Source organism: Sporosarcina sp. FSL K6-5500 (assembly GCF_038005665.1).
GTDB classification, from domain to species: Bacteria; Bacillota; Bacilli; order Bacillales_A; family Planococcaceae; genus Sporosarcina; species Sporosarcina psychrophila.
The window spans coordinates 1535001-1556302 of the sequence record NZ_JBBOTP010000001.1 but is presented as its reverse complement, the minus strand read 5'-3'; the positions used below and the strand labels follow the sequence as shown (position 1 = coordinate 1556302).

20 protein-coding genes, 1 tRNA gene and 1 pseudogene are annotated in these 21302 nt (G+C 44.0%); 21 read left to right on the top strand and 1 reads right to left on the bottom strand.

Annotated elements, in window-relative coordinates; genetic code table 11:
• The first annotated feature begins 1 nt into the window (after position 1).
• The 6 genes from mazG to MKX62_RS07195 all read left to right on the top strand — a co-directional run bounded on the left by mazG (position 2) and on the right by MKX62_RS07195 (position 3629).
• A complete protein-coding gene (gene mazG, locus MKX62_RS07220; protein ID WP_340741121.1) occupies positions 2–1471 on the top strand; it encodes a nucleoside triphosphate pyrophosphohydrolase in 1470 nt (489 codons plus the stop codon).
• Positions 1458–1748: an RNA-binding S4 domain-containing protein gene (locus tag MKX62_RS07215; RefSeq protein WP_187048032.1), complete on the top strand. Its 291-nt coding sequence runs from the start codon at positions 1458–1460 to the stop codon at positions 1746–1748. The genes mazG and MKX62_RS07215 overlap by 14 nt, the downstream gene beginning before the upstream one ends.
• 88 nt (positions 1749–1836) lie before the next feature.
• Positions 1837–2133 carry a sporulation protein YabP gene (yabP, locus tag MKX62_RS07210; RefSeq protein ID WP_067213728.1) on the top strand — a complete coding sequence of 99 codons (297 nt, stop codon included), beginning with the start codon at positions 1837–1839 and terminating at the stop codon, positions 2131–2133.
• Complete coding sequence (gene yabQ / locus MKX62_RS07205; protein ID WP_067213727.1) at positions 2130–2597, top strand: spore cortex biosynthesis protein YabQ; 468 nt, start codon at positions 2130–2132, stop codon at positions 2595–2597. Before yabP ends, yabQ begins: the two co-directional genes overlap by 4 nt.
• 54 nt (positions 2598–2651) lie before the next feature.
• A complete protein-coding gene (locus tag MKX62_RS07200) occupies positions 2652–3071 on the top strand; it encodes an FtsB family cell division protein (RefSeq protein WP_340741120.1) in 420 nt (139 codons plus the stop codon).
• A gap of 129 nt (positions 3072–3200) precedes the next feature.
• The gene (locus tag MKX62_RS07195) at positions 3201–3629 is read left to right on the top strand and encodes a S1 domain-containing RNA-binding protein (RefSeq protein ID WP_067213725.1); all 429 of its coding nucleotides are present in this window, start codon (positions 3201–3203) and stop codon (positions 3627–3629) included.
• 447 nt (positions 3630–4076) lie between these two features.
• Here MKX62_RS07195 and MKX62_RS07190 read toward each other — a convergent pair.
• Positions 4077–4150 (bottom strand) — tRNA-Met (locus MKX62_RS07190).
• A gap of 214 nt (positions 4151–4364) precedes the next feature.
• On the opposite strand from MKX62_RS07190, the gene MKX62_RS07185 reads away from it, so the two are divergent.
• The 15 genes and pseudogenes from MKX62_RS07185 (at position 4365) to lysS (ending at position 20917) form a co-directional block, all read left to right on the top strand.
• Positions 4365–6782, top strand: coding sequence for a SpoIIE family protein phosphatase (locus MKX62_RS07185; protein WP_340741119.1), 2418 nt, complete (start codon positions 4365–4367; stop codon positions 6780–6782).
• An 87-nt stretch (positions 6783–6869) separates the two neighbouring features.
• Positions 6870–8273, top strand: coding sequence for a tRNA lysidine(34) synthetase TilS (gene tilS, locus MKX62_RS07180; protein WP_187046249.1), 1404 nt, complete (start codon positions 6870–6872; stop codon positions 8271–8273).
• Positions 8274–8301: 28 nt separating this feature from the next.
• Positions 8302–8844: a hypoxanthine phosphoribosyltransferase gene (hpt, locus tag MKX62_RS07175; RefSeq protein WP_067213722.1), complete on the top strand. Its 543-nt coding sequence runs from the start codon at positions 8302–8304 to the stop codon at positions 8842–8844.
• A gap of 155 nt (positions 8845–8999) precedes the next feature.
• Positions 9000–11030, top strand: coding sequence for an ATP-dependent zinc metalloprotease FtsH (gene ftsH, locus MKX62_RS07170; protein WP_187046248.1), 2031 nt, complete (start codon positions 9000–9002; stop codon positions 11028–11030).
• Positions 11031–11137: 107 nt separating this feature from the next.
• Entirely contained in the window at positions 11138–11902 is a 765-nt protein-coding gene (locus MKX62_RS07165; protein ID WP_187046247.1) for a type III pantothenate kinase, read from the top strand.
• Positions 11903–11918: 16 nt separating this feature from the next.
• Positions 11919–12806: an Hsp33 family molecular chaperone HslO gene (hslO, locus tag MKX62_RS07160; RefSeq protein ID WP_067213720.1), complete on the top strand. Its 888-nt coding sequence runs from the start codon at positions 11919–11921 to the stop codon at positions 12804–12806.
• Positions 12784–13704 (top strand): peptidyl-prolyl cis-trans isomerase, encoded by a 921-nt coding sequence (locus tag MKX62_RS07155; protein WP_187046245.1) that lies wholly within the window; start codon positions 12784–12786, stop codon positions 13702–13704. Before hslO ends, MKX62_RS07155 begins: the two co-directional genes overlap by 23 nt.
• A gap of 247 nt (positions 13705–13951) precedes the next feature.
• The gene (cysK, locus tag MKX62_RS07150) at positions 13952–14878 is read left to right on the top strand and encodes a cysteine synthase A (RefSeq protein WP_067213718.1); all 927 of its coding nucleotides are present in this window, start codon (positions 13952–13954) and stop codon (positions 14876–14878) included.
• A gap of 190 nt (positions 14879–15068) precedes the next feature.
• Complete coding sequence (locus tag MKX62_RS07145) at positions 15069–16478, top strand: anthranilate synthase component I family protein (RefSeq protein ID WP_340741118.1); 1410 nt, start codon at positions 15069–15071, stop codon at positions 16476–16478.
• A gap of 16 nt (positions 16479–16494) precedes the next feature.
• A complete protein-coding gene (gene pabC / locus MKX62_RS07140) occupies positions 16495–17349 on the top strand; it encodes an aminodeoxychorismate lyase (protein WP_340741117.1) in 855 nt (284 codons plus the stop codon).
• Positions 17349–18197: a dihydropteroate synthase gene (gene folP, locus MKX62_RS07135; protein ID WP_067213715.1), complete on the top strand. Its 849-nt coding sequence runs from the start codon at positions 17349–17351 to the stop codon at positions 18195–18197. Before pabC ends, folP begins: the two co-directional genes overlap by 1 nt.
• 14 nt (positions 18198–18211) lie before the next feature.
• Positions 18212–18580, top strand: a complete 369-nt coding sequence (gene folB, locus MKX62_RS07130; RefSeq protein ID WP_067213714.1) for a dihydroneopterin aldolase — start codon at positions 18212–18214, stop codon at positions 18578–18580.
• Complete coding sequence (gene folK, locus MKX62_RS07125; protein WP_067213713.1) at positions 18577–19062, top strand: 2-amino-4-hydroxy-6-hydroxymethyldihydropteridine diphosphokinase; 486 nt, start codon at positions 18577–18579, stop codon at positions 19060–19062. The genes folB and folK overlap by 4 nt, the downstream gene beginning before the upstream one ends.
• A 7-nt stretch (positions 19063–19069) precedes the next feature.
• Positions 19070–19159 (top strand): annotated as a pseudogene (locus tag MKX62_RS07120) (tRNA-dihydrouridine synthase); the annotation flags it as partial.
• Positions 19160–19426: 267 nt separating this feature from the next.
• Positions 19427–20917 (top strand): lysine--tRNA ligase, encoded by a 1491-nt coding sequence (gene lysS / locus MKX62_RS07115; RefSeq protein ID WP_067213712.1) that lies wholly within the window; start codon positions 19427–19429, stop codon positions 20915–20917.
• Positions 20918–21302 lie beyond the last annotated feature (385 nt).

The window sequence follows — 21302 nt, the reverse complement described above, 5'->3', positions numbered from 1 at the left end:
GATGCATCAGTTAACAATTATTGGTCTCGGCGCGGGTGACCTCGACCAATTGGCGCTAGGGACATATCGAAAGTTGAAAGAAGCGAAATATATTGTCGCGCGTACGGACCAGCACCCTGCTGTCGCCGAATTAAGAGCGGAAGGCATTGTTCTCATGAGCTTCGATGAAATTTATGAAAAACACGACTCGTTCGAGCATGTATATGATGAAATCGTAGAACAACTGCTCCTTATGTGTGCACAACAACCAGTGACCTATGTAGTACCGGGACATCCGCTTGTTGCGGAACGGACAGTCCAATTATTAGTCGAGAAAGAACGCGAAGGTTTAATCCAAATGGAAATTGCGGGTGGAAATAGTTTTCTTGACCCGATTTTTGCAGCGTTGCGCATCGATCCGATTGAAGGGTTTCAGCTACTCGATGGTACGGATATGAAACGCGATGATGTCCAGATGAAGCAACATATTTTAATTGGACAAGTGTACGATGCGTTCGTGGCATCTGAAGTGAAACTGTCATTAATGGAGAAATACGCCTACGACCATCCAGTGACGGTTGTAACGGCGGCAGGTTCTACGGGCGAGCAATTGATTACAGTTCCGCTATTTGAACTGGACCGTGTCACTGAAATTAATAATTTGACTACCGTTTATGTACCGCCTGTAGTTGAAAGAGAAGCGCGATTGAAAGATTGGTCGACGTTCAGGGAAATCATCGCTGCACTGCGCGCTCCGGGCGGGTGCCCATGGGATCGTGAACAGACGCATGCATCGTTGAAGCGGTATTTGCTTGAAGAAACACACGAACTGCTTGAGGCGATTGATAGTGAAGATGACGACGCAGTGATTGAAGAGCTTGGTGATGTACTGTTACAAGTATTCCTTCATGCTCAAATTGGCGAAGACGACGGTTATTTTGCCATGGAAGATGTGCTTCAATCGGTAGGATCGAAAATGATTCGCCGCCACCCTCATGTTTTTGGAGATAAAAGCGTGGTAAATTCAGAAGAAGTTCTGCAAAATTGGCAAGAAATTAAGCAACAGGAAAAACCGCAAGCCGACTCACTCTTGGAAGGTCAAGAACGTCCTTCTTCATCACTTTTAACGTCACTTAATTATCAAAAAGAGGCGGCAAAGGTTGGGTTTGATTGGCCAACGATTGACGGTGCTTTAGAAAAATTTGATGAAGAATGGTTGGAGTTCCGTAAAGAACTAGAGAGTGGTACGAAATACAGTCAAATGGACGAGCTAGGTGACGTTCTGTTCACAATTGTTAATATTTCACGCTTCCTCAAGTTATCTCCAGAAGAAGCAATGGTCCATGCAAATCAAAAGTTCAACAGACGGTTTTCATTTGTCGAAAAGAGTGTGAAAGATGGACAAGGCAAGTTTACTGACTATACACTTGATGAACTTGAAGAGTTTTGGAAACTAGCAAAAAAAGGGGAAGATAATGATGAGACTCGATAAATTTTTGAAAGTATCTCGACTAATTAAAAGACGGACACTCGCAAAACAAGTAGCTGATCAAGGGCGTATAACAATAAATGAAAAAGTGGCAAAAGCGTCATCGGTTGTAAAAGAAAGCGATGAATTGGCGATCCGTTTCGGTCAGAAGATTGTAACGGTTAAAATTAACATGCTGAAAGAGACGACGAAAAAAGACGATGCAGCCTCAATGTACACGATTTTGAAGGAAGAGAAGCTTGAAAAAGTGGAACCGGAATTCATGGATGATGAAGACTGAACAACATGACAGGGAATTTTCCTGTCATGTTTTTTTATGTCCTAGCATAAGATAGCTGTGAACGTACAAGCAAAGGGGGAAGCATATAATGCAATTTCAAACTGATAGTCCTACGTACGCAATTCCATCAGGAGACCATGTCGTCACTATGCGCAACAGAAAACGGATGGATCTCACATCTGTAAAATCAATCGACCGCTTCGATCAGGAAGAATTTCTCGTTCGAACATCGCAAGGATTATTGCAAATCCGGGGAGAGGAACTGCGCATTGTTCATCTCGATGTCGATAAAGGGCTTCTAACGCTAGAAGGAACGGTCGGCACTATTCAATACGATGAAGAAGAATCAGGTTCAAAAGGTTTCCTCCATAAATTGTTTGGATGAGTCTATCCGTTCAATTTCTTAGCCTGCTTGCTATGATTGGGACGGGCATTGTTGCTGGGGCATTCATGGACATGATTGGAACAAGTACCGCGCACGCCGGGAAGAAATCGATTATTCGAAAGCGTGCGGTTTGGCTCGAAGTCATTGGATGGGTACTCGTCGGATGTTGGACGTTTTACATCCTTTATCTCGTCAGGGATGGGGCGTGGCGGATATATGATCCAGTTGCACAGATTAGTGGAATGCTGCTATACGTAACTATTTTTTATAAGCCGTTCCGGTTTTTCGGGAGGATCTTGTTGGTGTTGTTAATAAGGCCGCTCTTGTTCCTCGTGCGTCTGATTGTATCTATTATCAGTCTAGTCATTCGTTTTATAGTGAAAGTCTTTGCAGTCCTCTTTACACCATTTGTTAAAATATTCCGTATCATTTCCGGAAAACTCTTTAAAAGAAGGGTGAAATGATATATAATTTATGGACTAACAAATTGTAGTGTGTGAAGAGGGGAAGTGCAGGACGTGGAACAGAAACAGCAGAGGAAATCGTCCGAAAGGGTCGCATCGATTCAAACTGAATATGTCCGCTCACTTCAAAAGAAAGAGACTAGGAAGAATGCGCGGAAAGTCCGTTTATACCGTAGACTGGCTGTGTTTGCTATTGTGGCAGCCGTTATTCTAGGTGGTCTGACGAATATGTTCATCAACCAGAAACAGACGTTGGCAGCGAAAGAGTTGCAAAAAGTCGAGGTGCTGGCCCAGCTTGAAGGGGTACAGGAAGAACAAGAAATGCTAAAAAGACAACTTGTGAAATTGAATGATGATGACTATATCGCAAAACTTGCACGCAAGGAATATTTCTTGTCTGAAAAGAGCGAAATCATTTTTTCAATACCCGAAAACAATAGAAAAACAGATGAACAAGACAAAGGAAAAGAGTAGTCTTATTGACACTCTTTTTTTATTGGCTATAATGGAAGTAAGGATCCTGCAATTTGCAGGGCTCATTAATACGGTTGCAAGGCTCCCAGCGCGGGGCCCGCTTAAATTTTAAGGAGGAGCATTTTTTTTATGTCAATTGAAGTAGGCAGCAAGCTAGAGGGTAAAGTAACAGGAATCACAAACTTCGGGGCGTTTGTTGAGCTACCGAATGGCTCAACAGGCCTGGTCCATATCAGTGAAGTGGCGGACAATTATGTCAAGGACATCAACGATCATTTTAAAGTCGGTGACATGGTTGAAGTGAAAGTGATGAACGTCGGTGCAGATGGTAAAATTGGGTTGTCGATTAGAAAAGCGAAACCTGAATCTGAACAGCGTCCAGAACGTCCTCAGCGCCCGCAACGTCCGCGTCAAGGTGGTGGCCGTCCTGCTATGGATCGCCCAGAGAACTTTGAACAAAAAATGGCAAAGTTCATGAAAGATAGCGAAGAGCGTCTCTCTACTTTGAAAAGAGCGACAGAATCGAAACGCGGTGGCCGTGGCGCAAGCAGAGGGTAACTTGCTAGCTGTTTCAATTCATGAAAAAGTGTACGAATAGTATGAAGAAAAGTAGTGAACAAAGGGAATGACCCTTGTTCGCTGCTTTTTTGTGCGGAGAATTGTAATGTTAAATGGTGAAACTGTCACGGAAATCGTGAACTGTCATGGCAAATGACGAAACTGTAATGGCAATCGTCTGAACTGTCATGTCAAATGGCGAAACTGTGATGGCAATCGCGAATTGTCATGGTAAATGGTGAAACTGTGACGGCATTCGTCTGAACTGTCATGGTAAATGACGAGACTATCACGGGAAATCACATAAACCGTCACAGCTCCCCAAACAATCGCGCATTTTTTCATTGCAAAAAAAGCAGTTCCTACATCGAGAATTCACGATGTAGGAACTGCTTTTTTAGTAATTTATTGTCCAACTCCTGGACGGTTGTATCTGCATTTCATAAATGGCGGCAGAGGGGATCGAACCCCCGACCTCACGGGTATGAACCGTACGCTCTAGCCAGCTGAGCTACGCCGCCTTCGTATATTCTAGTTAGCACTTGTTTCCGCTTGATCAGAACAACAATACTTATAATACAAGTGAATCAATGCAGTGTCAACCCGTCTTAGGAAAAAAGAAAAAACAGTTCGGAATGAGTCGAAACATTTTGTTTTCTTGTTGTCATGAACAGACAATTTCTTTCCATCTGCCTATGTATACTCAAGGCATAGCAGACATAGGGGGAATGAGGAATGAAACTAATTGATCATTTAGCACGTCCAGTGGGCCATCCAATTGGTATGTATGTCGAGATGATTGGAAAACGAAAAATGCACATTTTAGTTGCGACTCTATTCTTGTTTGGATCTTTTTTCTTGTCGCAAGCCGTATTGTTCGATGCAGCGGTTCCTTTTTTCTTGCCAGTGTGGGCACTTGCACGGGCTCGCTTCAGAAAGCATCTCATATGGGTGTTCATTGGTGGGATGTTTGGAAGTGCATTCCTTGGTCTTGGACAGGCTGTTATCCATCTATTGATGCTCGCGTTATTTAATGCGGTTATTAAATATCCGATCATGCGAAAATCAGTACCGCTAACAGTAGCAGGATGTATTATCATTGTTCAAGTGTTGTGGCAGTTCATTATGCATATCGGGCAACCACCAGTAAATGTTCAATTATATATTGGCTTTGAAGCAGTTCTTGCTTTGTTCATGACTTTTTTCCTCTTTGTTGCTTTTCCTGCCGCAGATCGAATCTTCTTTGGTAAATGGACACCTGAACGACTTGGAGCGGCTTGCCTTGTCGGTGCGCTGGCTACAACTGGAATGAGTGGACTTATGCTAGGTCCTGTTTCGGTTTCAGGTACACTCATTCATCTGACAATTTTGCTTGCGGCGCTAGTGGGAGGGCTTCCATTTTCAACAACAATCGCAATGATCATCGCTGCTATTGTGGGGGTAGCAGAATTGTCCTTCACTGGAATGATGGCGGTGTATGGTATGACCGGATTTTTTGCAGGCACACTCCGCCGTTTCGGGAAAATTGGCATCGTGTTAGGAGGGGCCTCTGTATCGGGATTTTTCCTTATGTATGATCTGACCTTGCCTCTTGATACTTCACACTTTATAACACTCGCAACCGCGACGATTATTTTTTTACTGATCCCTTCGAAAAAACTAGAGTCGATTAAACGCATTTTTTATCCGGAGAATACAGAGACTACTGACAAACAACAAAAATGGTTAGCAGAGCGGCTCGATGATCAACTAGCTGATTTCAAAAAGTTCTCTGAATTTATGTCGACGCTTGTTGGCGACCGATCTTCCCCCCACGATAATGCAGATGTATTACCTCAGCAGGTTATTCCAAAAACTTGCCAGTCTTGTTTCCGTTATGCCAAGTGCTGGGAAGGTGCAGATAATGATATGGGCGGGCTTCTTAGTGAGTGGGAAATGACCTATTCTATGACGAAAAAAGCTAAGCGTCATCGTGTTGAGGAAAAGATTAAATATAAGTGCGTCCGATTCAATGGATTAGTTACGGAACTTGAGGAACAAGCTGCCAGTCGTTTATTGACGGGACAACTTCAGCATGGACGAAAAATGCTTGCCCTCCAGTTGCGTGATATGAGCACCCATCTGGACAAAATCATGAATGAAGTAAAAGAAGATTTGACTGTTTATAAGCCTGCCGAGGAAGATTTGGCAAAACGGCTCCAAGAGAAAGGTATTGAGTACTTCCAGATTGATGTTTTACCAGGAGAGAGGGGTGCGCGTCGCATCATCTGCTGTATTCCTGAGAAAAGATCTGATTTTGAAACGGATACGACAGTTGCGGAAAGGTTTATACTGCCAATTCTTGAAGAAATGTACGATGAGCCATTCCGGGTCGCCAAGTCTGCCGTTTTACAGGACCCTTTTCCACATATACAACTAACGTTTGGTTCGGCAGTTCGTTTTACCCTTGATTATGGTATCGCGGCAACAGCAGGCGGCGAAACATTTCACGCCGGTGATGCATATGAAGTGTTCCCAATTCATGAAGGGTTGACGGCGGTTTTGTTGTCAGATGGAATGGGCCAGGATTTAAATGCATATCGTGAGAGTCGAAAGGTAATTCGTTTAATGCGAGAATGTTTGGACCGGAAAATGGATCCTGAAACAGCCATGCATACGTTGCATTATATGATGTCTTTGAATGGGCTTGATGATATGTACGCCACGCTTGATCTGGCCCTCGTAGATTTGCAAGATGGTCGCATTTGGTCTTGGAAGGCAGGATCGATGAGCACATATATTAAACGCGGTGACGACTTTTTAAGACTGGATAGCAAATCGGTCCCTGTCGGTTTTCTTCCATCCTTTTCTGTGGAGGCAAAAAAAGAAGAGTTGAAGTCAGGAGACATTATACTTATGTTAACGGACGGGATTTTTAATGGGGATATCCCGCTTGAGAAGCAAGAGAGGTCGTTGTACAGTACGCTTGAAAAATATGGAGGATTCGAATGTGACAAAATTGCAGACCGTATTATGCATGAAATGGAGCGGAAGTTTGGTGTGATTGGAGACGATCGTACTGTGTTAGTTATGAAAATCGATCATGTTCTGCCGAAGTGGTCAAGTTTCACACCCTATTCACAAACTATTTCCCGGGAAAGGGTCATCGGATGAATATGTAAGTAAGTGAGTCCCCTCCTTTAGATATTCTATGGTAAAATTCGAGTAAGAATAAATTAGAAAAGAGGAGGGAGCGGAGCAATGGATAAATTTAAACAGACGATATTCCGTTTTATCAAGGAATGGTCACTCATCGCTCCGGGGGACCGTATTTTAATCGCCTGTTCGGGTGGAGTAGATTCGGTAGCGCTTTTACATTTCATGGCTTCAAATCAAGAAAGCATGGAGATTGAAGTTGCCGCAATTCACGTCGATCATAATTTGCGCGGAGAAGAGTCCGCGGCAGACGGCACATTTGTGGCAAGGCTGTGTGAAGTGTATGGGATTCCTTTTTTTGGCGGAAGTGTCCCGGTTCCGGCTATTATCGAGAAAGACGGTGGCAATGTGCAAGCTGTCTGCCGAAATGGACGGTATGCATTTTTCGAGGAGATCATGACAAAGCACGGTTATGATGTTTTAGCAACGGCACATCACGCAGAAGATCAGTTGGAAACGGTCTTGATGCAAGTAACGAAAGGCAGTCAGCCATTGGGGATGTCGGTGAAGCGTGAAGTTGAAGGTGGAATTCTTATTCGACCTTTCCTTCCGGCTATGAAAGCGAACCTCTATTCATATGTTGGAGAGCATGAATTACATTTTCGAGAAGATCCAAGTAATGAAAGTGATGCCTATCTGCGTAATCGTTACCGTCACAAAATCGTTCCGTTTATTCTGGATGAAAACCCGGGAGCTGCTGAAAATGCAGTGAGAATGTCTGGTTATCTACAGGAAGATGAAGAATTGCTTGAAATGCTGGCGCAGGAACGTTTTGATGAAATTACTAAGTTCACAGAAGCGGGCCTGCCTGTCGTCGACGGAAATGCTTTTTCCCGCATGCACCAAACTTTACAAAGGCGGATAATTACACTACTATTGAGGTATCTTTACAATGGGGAAATTATGCCCGTAAAATATAATTCCGCGCTTATAAGTCAACTGTTACACCATCTATCTTCGCAAGACGGGAATGTATCCATTCACCTTCCACGCGGTTACCGATTCATTCGGGAATACGGCGTGCTGACGTTCGTTCGTGATACATCAATTGAAGAAGTGGAGTTGCAAAAAGTGTTGCCGAAAGGCGTTTGGACCCGTTGGGGAAATGATTTTCAGCTTTATTGGAATGAAGTGAGTAATCTCGATACGGAGTTATTCATGGATACTGATGACATCATGTATTTTGACTTGCCTCACTCTGCACTTCCCTTGTCTATCAGGAGAAGAGAGGATGGGGATCGAATCTTGTTGTCGGGGATGACACACCCGAAACGTTTATCCAGGTTGTTTATCGACGAAAAGGTTGGCATGACAGAACGCGACCGATTGCCGGTAATCATTACAGCGCAAGGTGAAATTTGTGCAGTTCCAGGAGTGCGGTACGGAGTGATATTTTCACGACACAAGACAGATCAAAGTAAGTACATAGTTAGTACAAGAAAGTTATAATGATCTGTATGAAAGAGGAGGAATTTCGATGTTGGGGAAAGATATCGAAGAGGTACTAATTACAGAAGAACAGATTCAAGAGAAAATCCGTGAACTTGGTGCGGTATTGACAGAAGAATACCAAGACAAGTATGTACTAGCGATTGGTGTGCTCAAAGGTGGATTACCTTTCATGAGTGACCTCATTAAGCGTATCGATGCTTATATCGAACTCGATTTCATGGATGTTTCAAGTTACGGAAATGCAACAGTGTCATCAGGGGAAGTTAAAATCGTCAAAGACTTGAACACAAGTGTTGAAGGACGCGATGTACTCATTATTGAAGATATTATCGATAGCGGGAAAACATTAAGTTACCTTGTCGAACTGATGAAATACCGAAAAGCGAATTCTATTAAAATTGTTACTCTCCTTGATAAGCCAACTGGCCGAAAAGTAGACTTAAAAGCAGATTACGTTGGTTTCGACGTACCGGATGCGTTTGTTGTAGGCTACGGTCTTGATTATATGGAGAAATACAGAAACTTACCTTATATTGGTGTACTGAAAAAGGAAATCTATTCTTTCTAAACAATTGCAGGAAAATCTTTTAAGGGTCGTGGAATTCTACTTTGATGATAAGAGGCGCTTGCGCTTTTCCGTCAAGGCATTTCCTTTGTAGGATGAATCAGACCTGTGATAAGATTTACACTAGTTTTCTGTCTAATGAAATGAGGAGGCTTGGGATGAATCGAATACTTCGATACTTTCTATTATACGGACTGATATTTCTTGCAATCATGGGGATATTTAGTTCACTAAACAATACAAACCCGAAACAGAAAGAGATTCGGTATGACGAATTTATTACTGCGTTGGAAGATGGAAAAGTAACAACAGTAAGTTTACAGCCAGTTCAACTTGTCCTTAATGTGAAGGGCACAATGAAAGGCTATAAAGAAGGCGAAGAGTTCGTCACGAATATTATGAACGATACCAAGACGCAGGAAGATATCCGTGCACTTGCTACGCAAACTCAAACGGAAATCGACATCTTGCCGACTCCTGTTGCAAGCGCGTGGGTATCCTTCTTCACGGGTCTTCTACCGTTCATCATCATCTTCATCTTGTTCTTCTTCCTGTTAAATCAGGCGCAAGGCGGAGGAGGCGGCGGTGGCCGTGTTATGAACTTCGGTAAGAGTAAGGCGAAGCTTCATACGGATGACCGTAAAAAAGTTCGTTTCACGGATGTTGCTGGTGCTGACGAAGAAAAAGCTGAACTTGTGGAAGTTGTTGACTTCCTGAAAGATTCACGTAAATTCGTTGAAGTTGGCGCGCGTATTCCGAGAGGGATCTTGTTAGTTGGACCTCCTGGTACGGGTAAAACATTGTTAGCGCGTGCGGTTGCGGGTGAAGCGGGTGTACCGTTCTTCTCAATCTCAGGTTCTGATTTCGTTGAAATGTTCGTTGGAGTTGGGGCATCACGTGTACGTGACCTTTTCGAAAACGCTAAAAAGAACGCACCATGTATTATTTTCATCGATGAAATCGATGCGGTCGGTCGTCAACGTGGCGCAGGCCTCGGCGGTGGACACGATGAACGCGAACAAACATTGAACCAACTCCTTGTTGAAATGGATGGTTTCGGTGAGAACGAAGGGGTTATCATTGTTGCGGCAACAAACCGCCCTGATATTCTTGACCCTGCACTTCTGCGCCCAGGACGTTTTGACCGTCAGATTACAGTTGGTCGTCCGGATGTAAAAGGAAGAGAAGCAGTTCTTCAAGTTCATGCGCGCAACAAGCCGCTTGACGACACTGTCAACTTGAAGGCACTTGCACAACGTACACCTGGATTCTCGGGTGCAGATCTTGAAAACTTATTGAACGAGGCAGCACTTGTTGCTGCAAGACGCGATAAAACGAAAATCGATATGTCAGACATCGACGAAGCGACGGACCGTGTTATTGCGGGACCTGCGAAGACGAGTCGCGTCATTTCGAAAAAAGAACGCGATATTGTGGCGTTCCATGAAGCGGGTCACGTAGTTGTAGGGCTAATGCTCGATGACGCTGAAATCGTTCATAAAGTAACAATCGTCCCTCGCGGACAGGCGGGCGGTTATGCCGTCATGCTTCCGAAAGAGGATCGTTACTTCATGACGAAACCTGAACTTCTCGATAAAATCGCAGGACTTCTCGGTGGTCGTGTTGCAGAGGAAATCGTTCTTGGCGAAGTTTCAACTGGAGCTCACAATGACTTCCAGCGTGCAACTGGTCTCGCTCGTTCGATGGTAACTGAATACGGAATGAGTGATAAACTTGGACCAATGCAGTTCGGTCAGGCTCAAGGGCAAGTATTCCTTGGACGCGACTTCAACTCTGAACAGAACTATTCTGAAGCGATTGCGTATGAAATCGACCAAGAAATGCAACGTATCATTAAAGAACAATATGCGCGTACGAAAGAAATTCTTTCGAGTAAACGCGAGTTGCTTGATCTGATTGCAACGACACTTCTTGAAGTGGAAACACTCGATGCAGAGCAAATTAATCATCTGAAAGATCACGGCACATTGCCTGATCGCCCATATGGCCGTTATGGCTTGGACAATAAAGATGAAGCAGTTAAGAGTGTGGATATTTCGAAAGAAGGAGATGACACAGTCATTTCTGATGCAACTGGAGCGCCTACGGACCCAGCTATCGGTGATTTACCGAAAGAGTATAAAGTGGACGAAGCTCTTAAATCAATTAACGAAGAACGCAAAGACTGAACACCTAATAAGAGCTGACTGTTTCTTTTGAAGCAGTCAGCTTTTTTCTATACCCGGATATGTGGTATGATGTGTTGGAAAATGACGAAGTTAGCGAGGAAACCATTATGCTATTAGTGCTAGATACAGGAAATACGAATATTGTCCTTGGTGTCTATGAACAAGGACAGCTTAAACATCATTGGCGCATGGAAACTTATAGACATAAGACAGAAGATGAATATGCGATGCAAGTGAAATCTTTATTTTTACACGTTGGACTCTCTTTTGACGATGTAACCGGCATTATCATTTCATCAGTAGTCCCGCCAGTCATGTTTCCTCTGGAGCAGATGTGCAGGAAGTATTTCAACCAAAAACCGCTTATTGTTGGCCCTGGTCTCAAAACTGGATTGAATATCAAGTATGAAAACCCACGCGAAGTTGGTGCAGATCGGATTGTCAATGCCGTTGCGGCTGTTCATGAATATGGAAGTCCGCTGATCATCGTTGATTTTGGAACAGCAACAACCTATTGTTATGTGAATGAAAAAGGCGAATACATGGGTGGAGCAATTGCACCAGGTATCGGAATTTCCATGGAGGCTTTGTTCGACAGGGCATCTAAATTGCCAAGAATCGAACTGGCAAAACCGGATCAAGTTGTAGGGAAAAGTACGGTAGCTGCTATGCAGGCTGGGATTGTTTACGGTTATGTTGGGCAAGTTGATGGTATTGTTGCCCGCATGAAAGCACAAAGTAAGGAAGAACCGACCGTCATCGCTACGGGAGGGCTTGCTGGTTTGATCGCAAGTGAAACGACTGTGATTGATGTCGTTGACAACTTCTTGACGCTAAAAGGGCTTCATCTAATTTATGAACGAAACATGTAAAAGGAGCAGATAAGAAATGAATGATTATTTAGTAAGAGCGCTTGCGTTCGACGGGACAATCCGGGCATACGCAGCTCGCTCGACCGAAACAGTATCAGAAGTGCAACGTCGTCATTTGATGTGGCCAACTGCAACGGCAGCATTAGGACGTTCAATGACAGCGGCAGTCATGATGGGTGCGATGTCAAAGGGTGATGATAAACTGACAATAAAGGTTGATGGCAATGGACCAATTGGTTCGATGGTCATTGATGCAAACGCGCATGGCGAGGTTCGGGGTTATGCATCTAATCCGCAAACGCATTTTGATTTAAATGAACAGGGTAAACTTGACGTAAGGCGTGCAGTTGGAACGGACGGTATGTTGTCGGTCGTCAAAGATCTAGGGCTTCGTGATTTCTTTACGGGGCAAGTTCCGATTGTATCGGGTGAGATCGCTGAAGATTTTACGGAGTACTTTGTCGTTTCGGAGCAGGTACCTTCAGCAGTGGGTCTTGGTGTGCTGGTTAACCCGGACAATACAGTGAAAGCTGCTGGTGGCTTCATTGTCCAAGTTATGCCTGGCGCAACGGAAGAAACAATTGTGGCATTGGAAGAGCGTATTGCCAACGTTGAACCAATTTCAACGTTGATTGCCCGCGGCCTCACTCCTGAGGAGATTCTTGGTGAAGTTCTGGGTGCGGCGAACGTGGAAATTCTTGACCGGATGGATGTTTCATTCGCATGTAATTGCTCGAGGGAACGTTTTGGAAATGCGATCATCGGTCTTGGGGAGCGCGAAATTCGAGACATGATTGAAGAGGACGGACAAGCGGAAGCACATTGTCACTTCTGTATGGAAACATACGTGTATCCGAAAGAAGTTTTGGAAGGTTTTATCGATGAAATACAATCGGAAGCCTGAAGGGACAACAAGTTTACAAAAACGAAAACTGAAGACGAAACCGCTCATTCTGTTAATTGGAATCCTTTTAGCCTTCAATATCTTCTGGCTCGTTGGGTGGCTTATACCGGACAAACCTAAGCAGACAGATGAAGAAGTTGCTTCGGTAGCTGGTAAGCCTATTACGAGAGAACAATGGATGTCGGCAATGGAAAAGGAAGTTGGACGTGAAACTCTTCTTGACCTTGTGAATGAAAAAGTGATGGCGGTAGCTGCAGAACAATACGGGATTGATGTATCGGAAAAGGAAGTTGATCTTGAAATTGCGCTTATTCGTTCCGTGGACGGTCGCTCTCATTCTGGTCAAGATGAGGAAGGAATGCGGAAGAAAATCCGTTCTAACCTCATCCTTGAAAAGGTATTAACGAAAGATATCGTTGTTAAAGATAATGCGGTAAAGAAACAGTATGATGAAAATACTGCACTTTACAATATTTTAACTGCTTACAGAACCGCTATTATTGTTGTTCCAACGAAAGCTGATGCAGAGCAGACAATTGAAGAGCTTTCAAAAGGTTCAAGCTTTGACGTTCTCGCAAAAGAGCGATCGACGGATTTGGCTTCGGCTAGTCTGGGTGGAGATATAGGCTATATCAACGATTCGACTGATTCAATAGACAAGGCAATCGTAGAGACTGTAGCCGATGCGAATGAAGGAATGACGAGTGGAGTTATTGCTTTGAGTGATGGTACATACGCGGTTACTCATGTAAGTGAAGTGGTGAAAGGGCAGTCGTTTAAATTTAAAGAAGTAAAAGATCATATCAAGCGTGAAATTGCACTTGAGCAACTTCCGCAAACTGTTAGTCCGGAAGCGTTTTGGAAAGAATTCGACGCGAAATGGTTTTACGGTAAATAATAGAAAGCTGTTTGGAAACCGATATAAATTGGTATTTCCGGACAGCTTTTCTTAAAAGGGAAGAAAGTGTAATTTTTTCTACATAAATCAGCGTCTAGACTCCGGGCTGCCTTCTTTAGATTCAGTCTGAAAGCATTGGGCAAAGAATACATATAGTGGGCATTCAATTGTTGACAATGTTCACATAATGGTAGTAATATTAATATTATAAGACATATCAAAATAGTAGGAATTGGAGAGGGTATAAATGACGCTAGTTGGAAACTCTATTGCGGATCTTGTTGGGAAAACACCCCTTGTTAAAATGAACAGAATGACAGGCGCAGATGATGCGGATGTTTATTTGAAACTAGAATATATGAATCCAGGATCTAGTGTAAAAGATCGTATTGCGCTTGCGATGATCGAAGCAGCTGAAAAGTCCGGAGATTTAAAAGAGGGCAGTACAATTATTGAACCAACAAGTGGTAACACGGGAATAGGCCTTGCGATGATTGCTGCGGCAAAAGGGTATAAGTCTGTTTTGGTTATGCCGGATACGATGAGTACAGAGCGGCGCAATCTACTTCGTGCTTATGGCGCGGATCTTGTGTTAACGCCGGGTGCTGAAGGAATGAAAGGCGCTATCGGAAAAGCGGAAGAACTTTCAAAGGAAAATGGTTGGTTCATGCCGCAACAGTTCAACAATGAAGCAAATCCCGAAATTCACCGTTTAACGACAGGCCCTGAAATCGCAGATGCACTAGACCGTGTGGATGCGTTCGTTTCTGGAATTGGAACGGGTGGCACGATTACGGGTGTAGGTAGCGTCTTAAAAGAACGTTTTCCTGAAGTAAGTATCATTGCTGTTGAACCGACGGACTCGCCTGTGCTATCAGGTGGAAAGCCGGGTCCACATAAAATTCAAGGAATCGGTGCTGGATTCATTCCAAAAGTGCTCGATACTGATATCTATGATGAAATCGTCCAAGTAACGAACGACGAAGCGTATGACACAGCAAGACGTGCAGCACGCGAAGAAGGTATTCTTGGTGGTGTTTCATCCGGAGCGGCAATCTTTGCAGCTCTACAAGTGGCGAAGAAGCTTGGTAAAGGGAAGAAAGTCGTTGCGATTCTTCCGTCCAACGGTGAGCGCTATTTGAGTACTCCGCTATATCAATTTGACGAAGAGTAATAGTGTGGGAGGGGGAAGGGCTGAGATGCTCTTTCTTTTTTGTTGTTTAAATTTGTTTGTTATGATCGGTCTGTGGTGGGATATGGTCGCCCCTCAAATGAAAAGATATCATCTGCTTTTCTTTTTATAGCGTAAAACGGCTTTCACGCGGTAAGATGAAGATACTAATTGTTATCGGGAGGAAACTGGGATGAACAAACAAAAGATCGCTTATACGACATCAGCAATGACGAAAGAACAGCTCTTCTATGCTTATAAAGAGTTGGCACACGAGCATGAAAGTCATATCCTTCTTGAAAGTGGACGCGGCGGTGCGTTATGCATGGCCGGAATTAACCCGCTCGTTACGTTACGGACGTTGGATGGCAACAAATTACAACTTATCTGGCGTGATGGTACGGAGGAAGTAAGAGAAGGAAATCCGCTGGAATTGCTAAATGATTTTGTTCAATCCCATGAAATGGAATCTATTCCTGAACTGCCAGACTTCCAAGGCGGTGCGGCAGGATTCATCAGTTACGATTATGTCCGTACTTATGAAAATATCCCAGTCGATACGATAGATGATCTCGATACACCTGATTTGTTCTTTTATATATTTGACCGCTGGGTAGTGCTTGACGTTAAGACTGAAATGGCTTATTTCATGACACTTCCGAATTGTGGATTGGAACCAGCGGAGTTGGAAGCTGAATGGGTGACTGCGGTTTCGGAAGGACTAAGCAAGCAAGTCTTCACGCCGAGTAAAGCGGCGGAAGTAGTATTAGGTGAAGATGATCTTGCTGTATCTGTAACTGGAGCGCAGTTTGAACAAATGGTCCGAGACGTGCAGACTTATATTGCTAGTGGAGATGTTACTCAAGTTAATCTTTCAGTGAGACAATCAAAACCGTTGTCAGCACATCCGCTAGATATGTATGAAGCACTTCGTTCATTCAATCCGTCACCTTATATGGCCTCAATGGGTTCGCCGGAATTTGCTGTCGTATCTGGTTCACCGGAACTGTTATTGAAAAAGCGTGGGGATGAAATAAGTACACGACCAATCGGTGGAACACGGCCGAGAGGGAAAGATGAAAACGAAGATACTGCGCTTCAAGCGGAATTATTGTCGAATGAAAAAGAGACTGGCGAACATATTATGCTCGTAGATCTGGAACGGGAAGACTTTGAGCGGGTTTGTGCACCGGAAACGGTGGAAACGGATGAATTCATGGTTGTGGAGAAATATTCTCACGTTATGCACCTTGTATCGAACGTTCGTGGAACTGCGGCAGAAGGTATTTCGAATGCAGAAATCGTTAAAGGCGTGTTCCCGGGGGGGTCAATTACCGGCTCACCAAAACTCCGGACGATGGAAATCATTGAAGAACTTGAGCCGACGCGCAGAGGGCTATATACAGGATCTATTGGTTGGTTCGGCTTTAACGGTGATTTCGAACTGAATATCGTTATCCGAACGGCATATATCAAGGATGGTATTGCGCATATTCAGGCTGGCGCAGGTCTTGTCGCTGATTCAGTACCAGAAGCGGAGTATATAGAATCGTTGAATAAGGCAAAAGCGCTTTGGCAAGCAAAGGCGATGGCGGAAAAGTGAGATTGGGGGATTCGGTATGTGGTGTTGGATGAATGGTGAATTCCTGCGTGCGGAGGAGTTAAAAATCTCCCCGTTCGATCATGGATTTCTATATGGTGCTGGATTTTTTGAAACCTTCAGGACATACGGCGGCAATGTGCTCTTGTATGATGAACATATGGATAGGTTGCATACGGCACTTACAGAGTACCGCATTACGATGCCTTATGATGAAACCGAAATTCTTGCGGCTGTGCGTAAATTAGGTCAGTTAAATGGCGGACAGGATGGCTATTTTCGGTTGAACGTCTCTGCGGGTGTCCATGATATCGGTCTTGCACCCTCTTCATACGCATCACCGAACGTAATCTTATTCAGAAAAGAATTGGCTCCGACTGTTCGTGGTACGGAAAAGAAGGCGGTCTGGCTAGATACTCTGCGTGATAAACCGGAGAGCACTGTGCGCCACAAATCGCATAACTTTCTTAATAACGTACGGGGGCGGCTAGAGCTTCCTTCATTGAAAGAGTTGGAAGGCCTTTTCGTAACAGAGGAAGGTTTTGTAGCGGAGGGTATTACGTCAAATGTTTTTTGGGTGAAGGACGGTGCGTTATTTACTCCAGCTATCGAAACAGGGATTCTGCCGGGGACGACACGTGCGTTTATTATTAAATGCGCTAAAGTTGAGGGAATTCCTGTGAATGAAGGATTTTATGGTAAGGAACATGTAGAGGACGCGGACGAGTTATTCGTCACGAATGCCGTGCAGGAAATTGTGCCGCTATCTATGATTGAGGAAATCTCACTACCGGGGGCGACGGGCATTTATTATAAAAAACTACATGCATTTTATATGCAGGCAATAGATGATATGGAAGAAGGTTGCTGTTGATGGAATTGGCTCGTGCACGTGATAAATATCGGTTTGGTAAGACGGAAATGGATTTCAAAAAAGAAACGGTAATTATGGGTATTTTGAATGTGACACCGGATTCGTTTTCAGATGGTGGAAAATACGGTCGTATCGATGCGGCGCTTAAGCGCGCGGAAGAGATGCTTCGCGACGGGGCAAAAATTATCGATGTGGGTGGGGAATCAACGCGCCCTGGGCATATCCCGATTTCATTAGAAGAAGAGCTAGAACGAACGGTTCCAGTTATCAAGGCTTTGACAAGAGAGCTTGGATGTACGGTGTCGATTGATACATATAAGGCGGGTGTCGCGGAAGAAGCGATTCTTGCGGGAGCGCAGATAATAAATGATATATGGGGAGCGAAGCGTGAACCTTACATCGCGGACGTTGCAGCAAAACACGGTGTGCCGATTATATTGATGCATAATCGTGAGCAGGCAGAGTACGAGGGCAACTTTATGGATGAAGTTATCGCTGACTTGGAAGAAAGTGTCGATATTGCGATTGCGGCTGGTGTAGCACACGATAATATCTGGCTCGATCCGGGCATCGGCTTCGCGCGAAATGCAATTCAAAACATATGGACGATGCAAGGACTAGATCGAATTTCTGAAATGGGCTACCCGGTTCTTCTTGGAACTTCGCGGAAGTCGCTAATCGGCAACGTACTTGGATTGCCGGTCGAGGAACGGTTGGAAGGTACAGGTGCAACGGTATGTTATGGAATCGAACACGGCTGCCATATTATGCGGGTTCATGACGTGAAGGAAATCGCGCGAATGGCGAAAATGATGGATGTACTGACGGGGAAAACAGATTTTGAATAATAGGAGGGTGCGCTATGGATTATATTCATTTAAATGAATTAGAGTTTTATGGTTATCATGGGGCGTTGCCTGAAGAAACGAAGCTTGGCCAACGTTTCCGTGTGACGGTCTCTCTTGCTACGAATCTTTCTGAGGCTGGAAAAACGGATAATCTGGATAAAACAGTGAATTATGCGGAAGTATACAGTGTGTGTCAATCGATTGTTGAAGGCGAACCCGTAAAATTGATTGAAACGGTTGCTGAAAAAATTGCAACTGCTGTATTAGCCGAATTTGTGGATAAAGTGACTGGTGTTCGTGTCGTGCTTGTGAAACCAGATCCGCCGATTCCAGGTCATTATGCATCGGTGTCCGTTGATATCACAAGGGGGCACTTCCAGTGAACGTAGCTTACCTCTCGATTGGTTCGAACATCGGTGATAGGTTACTTCATCTGACAGAGGCGGTGCGGGCACTTCATTCACACGAAGGTCTAACAGTTACTTCGGTATCGTCGATTTACGAAACAGCGCCCGTCGGCTTTACAGATCAAGCGGATTTTCTCAATATGGTGGTATGCGCGGAAACGGACTTGGCGGCGCAGGAACTTCTGGGCGTTTGTCAAAAAATTGAACACGGGCTTGGTCGGATTCGTGATATAAGATGGGGTCCGCGGACTGCAGACCTTGATATTTTGCTGTATAATAACGACAGTATTGAAACAGAGAGCTTGGTTGTACCGCACCCAAGAATGCATGAGCGGGCCTTCGTTCTTATTCCACTTCTTGAAATTGCTCCTTTAATGGGCAATCCAATGGTAGACACGGGTGTCATACTTTGGAGGAAGGTTAATGGGGTCAATAATTTATTGCAAGAGGGCGAATGAAAATGCTAAAGCAAACAGGGATATCATCCGTCAAATGAAAGAAGCGGTGTCGATTCCTATAATCGGGAACGGCAATGTAGAAACACCTCAAGATGCGAATTGAATGATTAATACAATGGAAACAGCTGCTGACTTAATTAACCTAATGAACAGCTTTGCCGATGTAATGATGGAACGCGAACAAGTGGCGGTTAGTGTAAGTGCTGTTTGAGTCGGATAATCCAGGCCGCCACGTATTGTGGGGGCTCTTTTTTGTAAATGAATCATACAATGCGAATAAGTAAAGCGTGTCCGGGCGGCACAAATTGTGTACAATAGATGCATGCTATCTAATGCAGCGGATAATGATGAAGGAGTGAAAGAAATGTCACACTTAGATGAAATGAACGACCAGCTTTTGGTGAGACGCCAGAAGATGGAAGATATACGGGAAAGTGGATTAGATCCATTTGGCTCAAGATTTGAACGTACACACCTATCGAATGAAATCCGGGAGCGGTTTGAAGAGATTTCGAAAGAAGATCTTGATGAAACGCCTCACGAAGTAACAATTGCAGGTCGTATCATGACGAAGCGTGGAAAAGGGAAAGCTGGATTTGCAAATCTGCAAGATCTTGGCGGTCAGGTTCAAATTTACGTAAGACAAGATGCAATCGGTGAAGATGCTTATAAACTCTACAATAGTACAGACCTAGGAGATATTATCGGAATTACAGGGACAATCTTCAAAACGAAAGTTGGAGAACTTTCTATTAAAGCGACTGAATTCACATTCCTTACAAAAGCGCTACGTCCGTTACCTGAGAAGTTCCATGGTCTAAAGGATATTGAACAACGTTACCGTCAGCGTTATTTGGATTTGATTGCAACGGAAGGCAGTAAAGAGACGTTTATTCTAAGAAGCCGAATCATCCAGTCGATGCGTCGTTACTTAGATGGACAAGGTTTCCTTGAAGTTGAAACGCCAATGCTACATGCGATTGCAGGGGGAGCTTCTGCACGTCCGTTTATCACGCACCACAATGCACTCGATATGGAACTATATATGCGTATTGCAATCGAACTCCATTTGAAACGCCTCATTGTAGGTGGGCTTGAGAAAGTTTATGAAATTGGACGTGTTTTCCGTAATGAGGGAACTTCGACGCGCCATAATCCTGAATTCACAATGATAGAACTATATGAAGCGTATGCGGATTATAACGATATCATGGCATTAACGGAAAACATGGTTTCGCATATTGCGCAAGACGTGCTTGGCAAGACGGAAGTACAGTACGGGGAAGATTTGATTAATTTAGCGCCAGGCTGGACTCGTCTACATATGGTTGATGCAATCAAACAATATACGGGCGCCGACTTCTGGAAAGAAATGACCAAAGAAGAAGCCCATGCACTTGCTAAAGAACATGGAATAGAAGTAACACCAATGATGGAAGTAGGACATGTGTTGAATGAATTCTTCGAACAGAAGGTAGAAGACCAACTTGTGCAACCAACATTCATCTTCGGGCATCCAGTTGAAATCTCTCCACTTGCGAAGAAAAACCCGGAAGATGGTCGCTTTACAGATCGTTTCGAGTTGTTTATTGTGCGTCGCGAACATGCGAATGCATTTACAGAACTAAATGATCCAATTGATCAGCGCGAACGTTTCGAATCACAACTTGTTGAGAAAGAACAGGGGAATGACGAAGCGCATGATATGGACGATGACTTCATTGAGGCACTTGAGTATGGATTACCACCTACTGGGGGTCTTGGAATCGGAGTCGATCGACTAGTTATGCTGTTGACGAATGCGCAATCGATTCGTGACATCCTTCTGTTCCCGCAGATGCGTCCGAAAGAATAATGAGAAAATCGCTATACAACGATCTGGAAAGCGCGTTGTATAGCGGTTTTTGTTTTGTTATAGAAGAAGTTGAAACTAATTTTGAAATTAGTGTTGCATTTAAAAAGACCAGGTGTTATATTAGATAACGTTGCCAGTCCGACATAACGAAAACAATCAAACAACGAAAAAAGAAATTGAAATTAGTTGTTGACACGGACGAAGCAAAATGTTATGATATAAAAGTTGTCACCGAAACAACGACAACTACTGAAACGAAGAATGCAAGTTGATTCTTCCGACATGAACCTTGAAAACTGAACAGCAAAACATCAATGAAATACAGCGAGAGTGCTAACGTACTTGAGCAAAACGTTTCTAACTAAATCAGCTTCGGTTGGTTGAA

Coding starts and splice junctions, on each gene's coding strand:
- folP (WP_067213715.1), top strand. CDS start 17,349: ATGGAATTGGCTCGTGCACGTGATAAATATCGGTTTGGTAAGACGGAA.
- MKX62_RS07215 (WP_187048032.1), top strand. CDS start 1,458: ATGAGACTCGATAAATTTTTGAAAGTATCTCGACTAATTAAAAGACGG.
- MKX62_RS07185 (WP_340741119.1), top strand. CDS start 4,365: ATGAAACTAATTGATCATTTAGCACGTCCAGTGGGCCATCCAATTGGT.
- MKX62_RS07165 (WP_187046247.1), top strand. CDS start 11,138: ATGCTATTAGTGCTAGATACAGGAAATACGAATATTGTCCTTGGTGTC.
- lysS (WP_067213712.1), top strand. CDS start 19,427: ATGTCACACTTAGATGAAATGAACGACCAGCTTTTGGTGAGACGCCAG.
- tilS (WP_187046249.1), top strand. CDS start 6,870: ATGGATAAATTTAAACAGACGATATTCCGTTTTATCAAGGAATGGTCA.
- folB (WP_067213714.1), top strand. CDS start 18,212: ATGGATTATATTCATTTAAATGAATTAGAGTTTTATGGTTATCATGGG.
- yabQ (WP_067213727.1), top strand. CDS start 2,130: ATGAGTCTATCCGTTCAATTTCTTAGCCTGCTTGCTATGATTGGGACG.
- hslO (WP_067213720.1), top strand. CDS start 11,919: ATGAATGATTATTTAGTAAGAGCGCTTGCGTTCGACGGGACAATCCGG.
- yabP (WP_067213728.1), top strand. CDS start 1,837: ATGCAATTTCAAACTGATAGTCCTACGTACGCAATTCCATCAGGAGAC.
- MKX62_RS07145 (WP_340741118.1), top strand. CDS start 15,069: ATGAACAAACAAAAGATCGCTTATACGACATCAGCAATGACGAAAGAA.
- mazG (WP_340741121.1), top strand. CDS start 2: ATGCATCAGTTAACAATTATTGGTCTCGGCGCGGGTGACCTCGACCAA.
- MKX62_RS07155 (WP_187046245.1), top strand. CDS start 12,784: ATGAAATACAATCGGAAGCCTGAAGGGACAACAAGTTTACAAAAACGA.
- hpt (WP_067213722.1), top strand. CDS start 8,302: ATGTTGGGGAAAGATATCGAAGAGGTACTAATTACAGAAGAACAGATT.
- pabC (WP_340741117.1), top strand. CDS start 16,495: ATGTGGTGTTGGATGAATGGTGAATTCCTGCGTGCGGAGGAGTTAAAA.
- cysK (WP_067213718.1), top strand. CDS start 13,952: ATGACGCTAGTTGGAAACTCTATTGCGGATCTTGTTGGGAAAACACCC.
- ftsH (WP_187046248.1), top strand. CDS start 9,000: ATGAATCGAATACTTCGATACTTTCTATTATACGGACTGATATTTCTT.
- MKX62_RS07195 (WP_067213725.1), top strand. CDS start 3,201: ATGTCAATTGAAGTAGGCAGCAAGCTAGAGGGTAAAGTAACAGGAATC.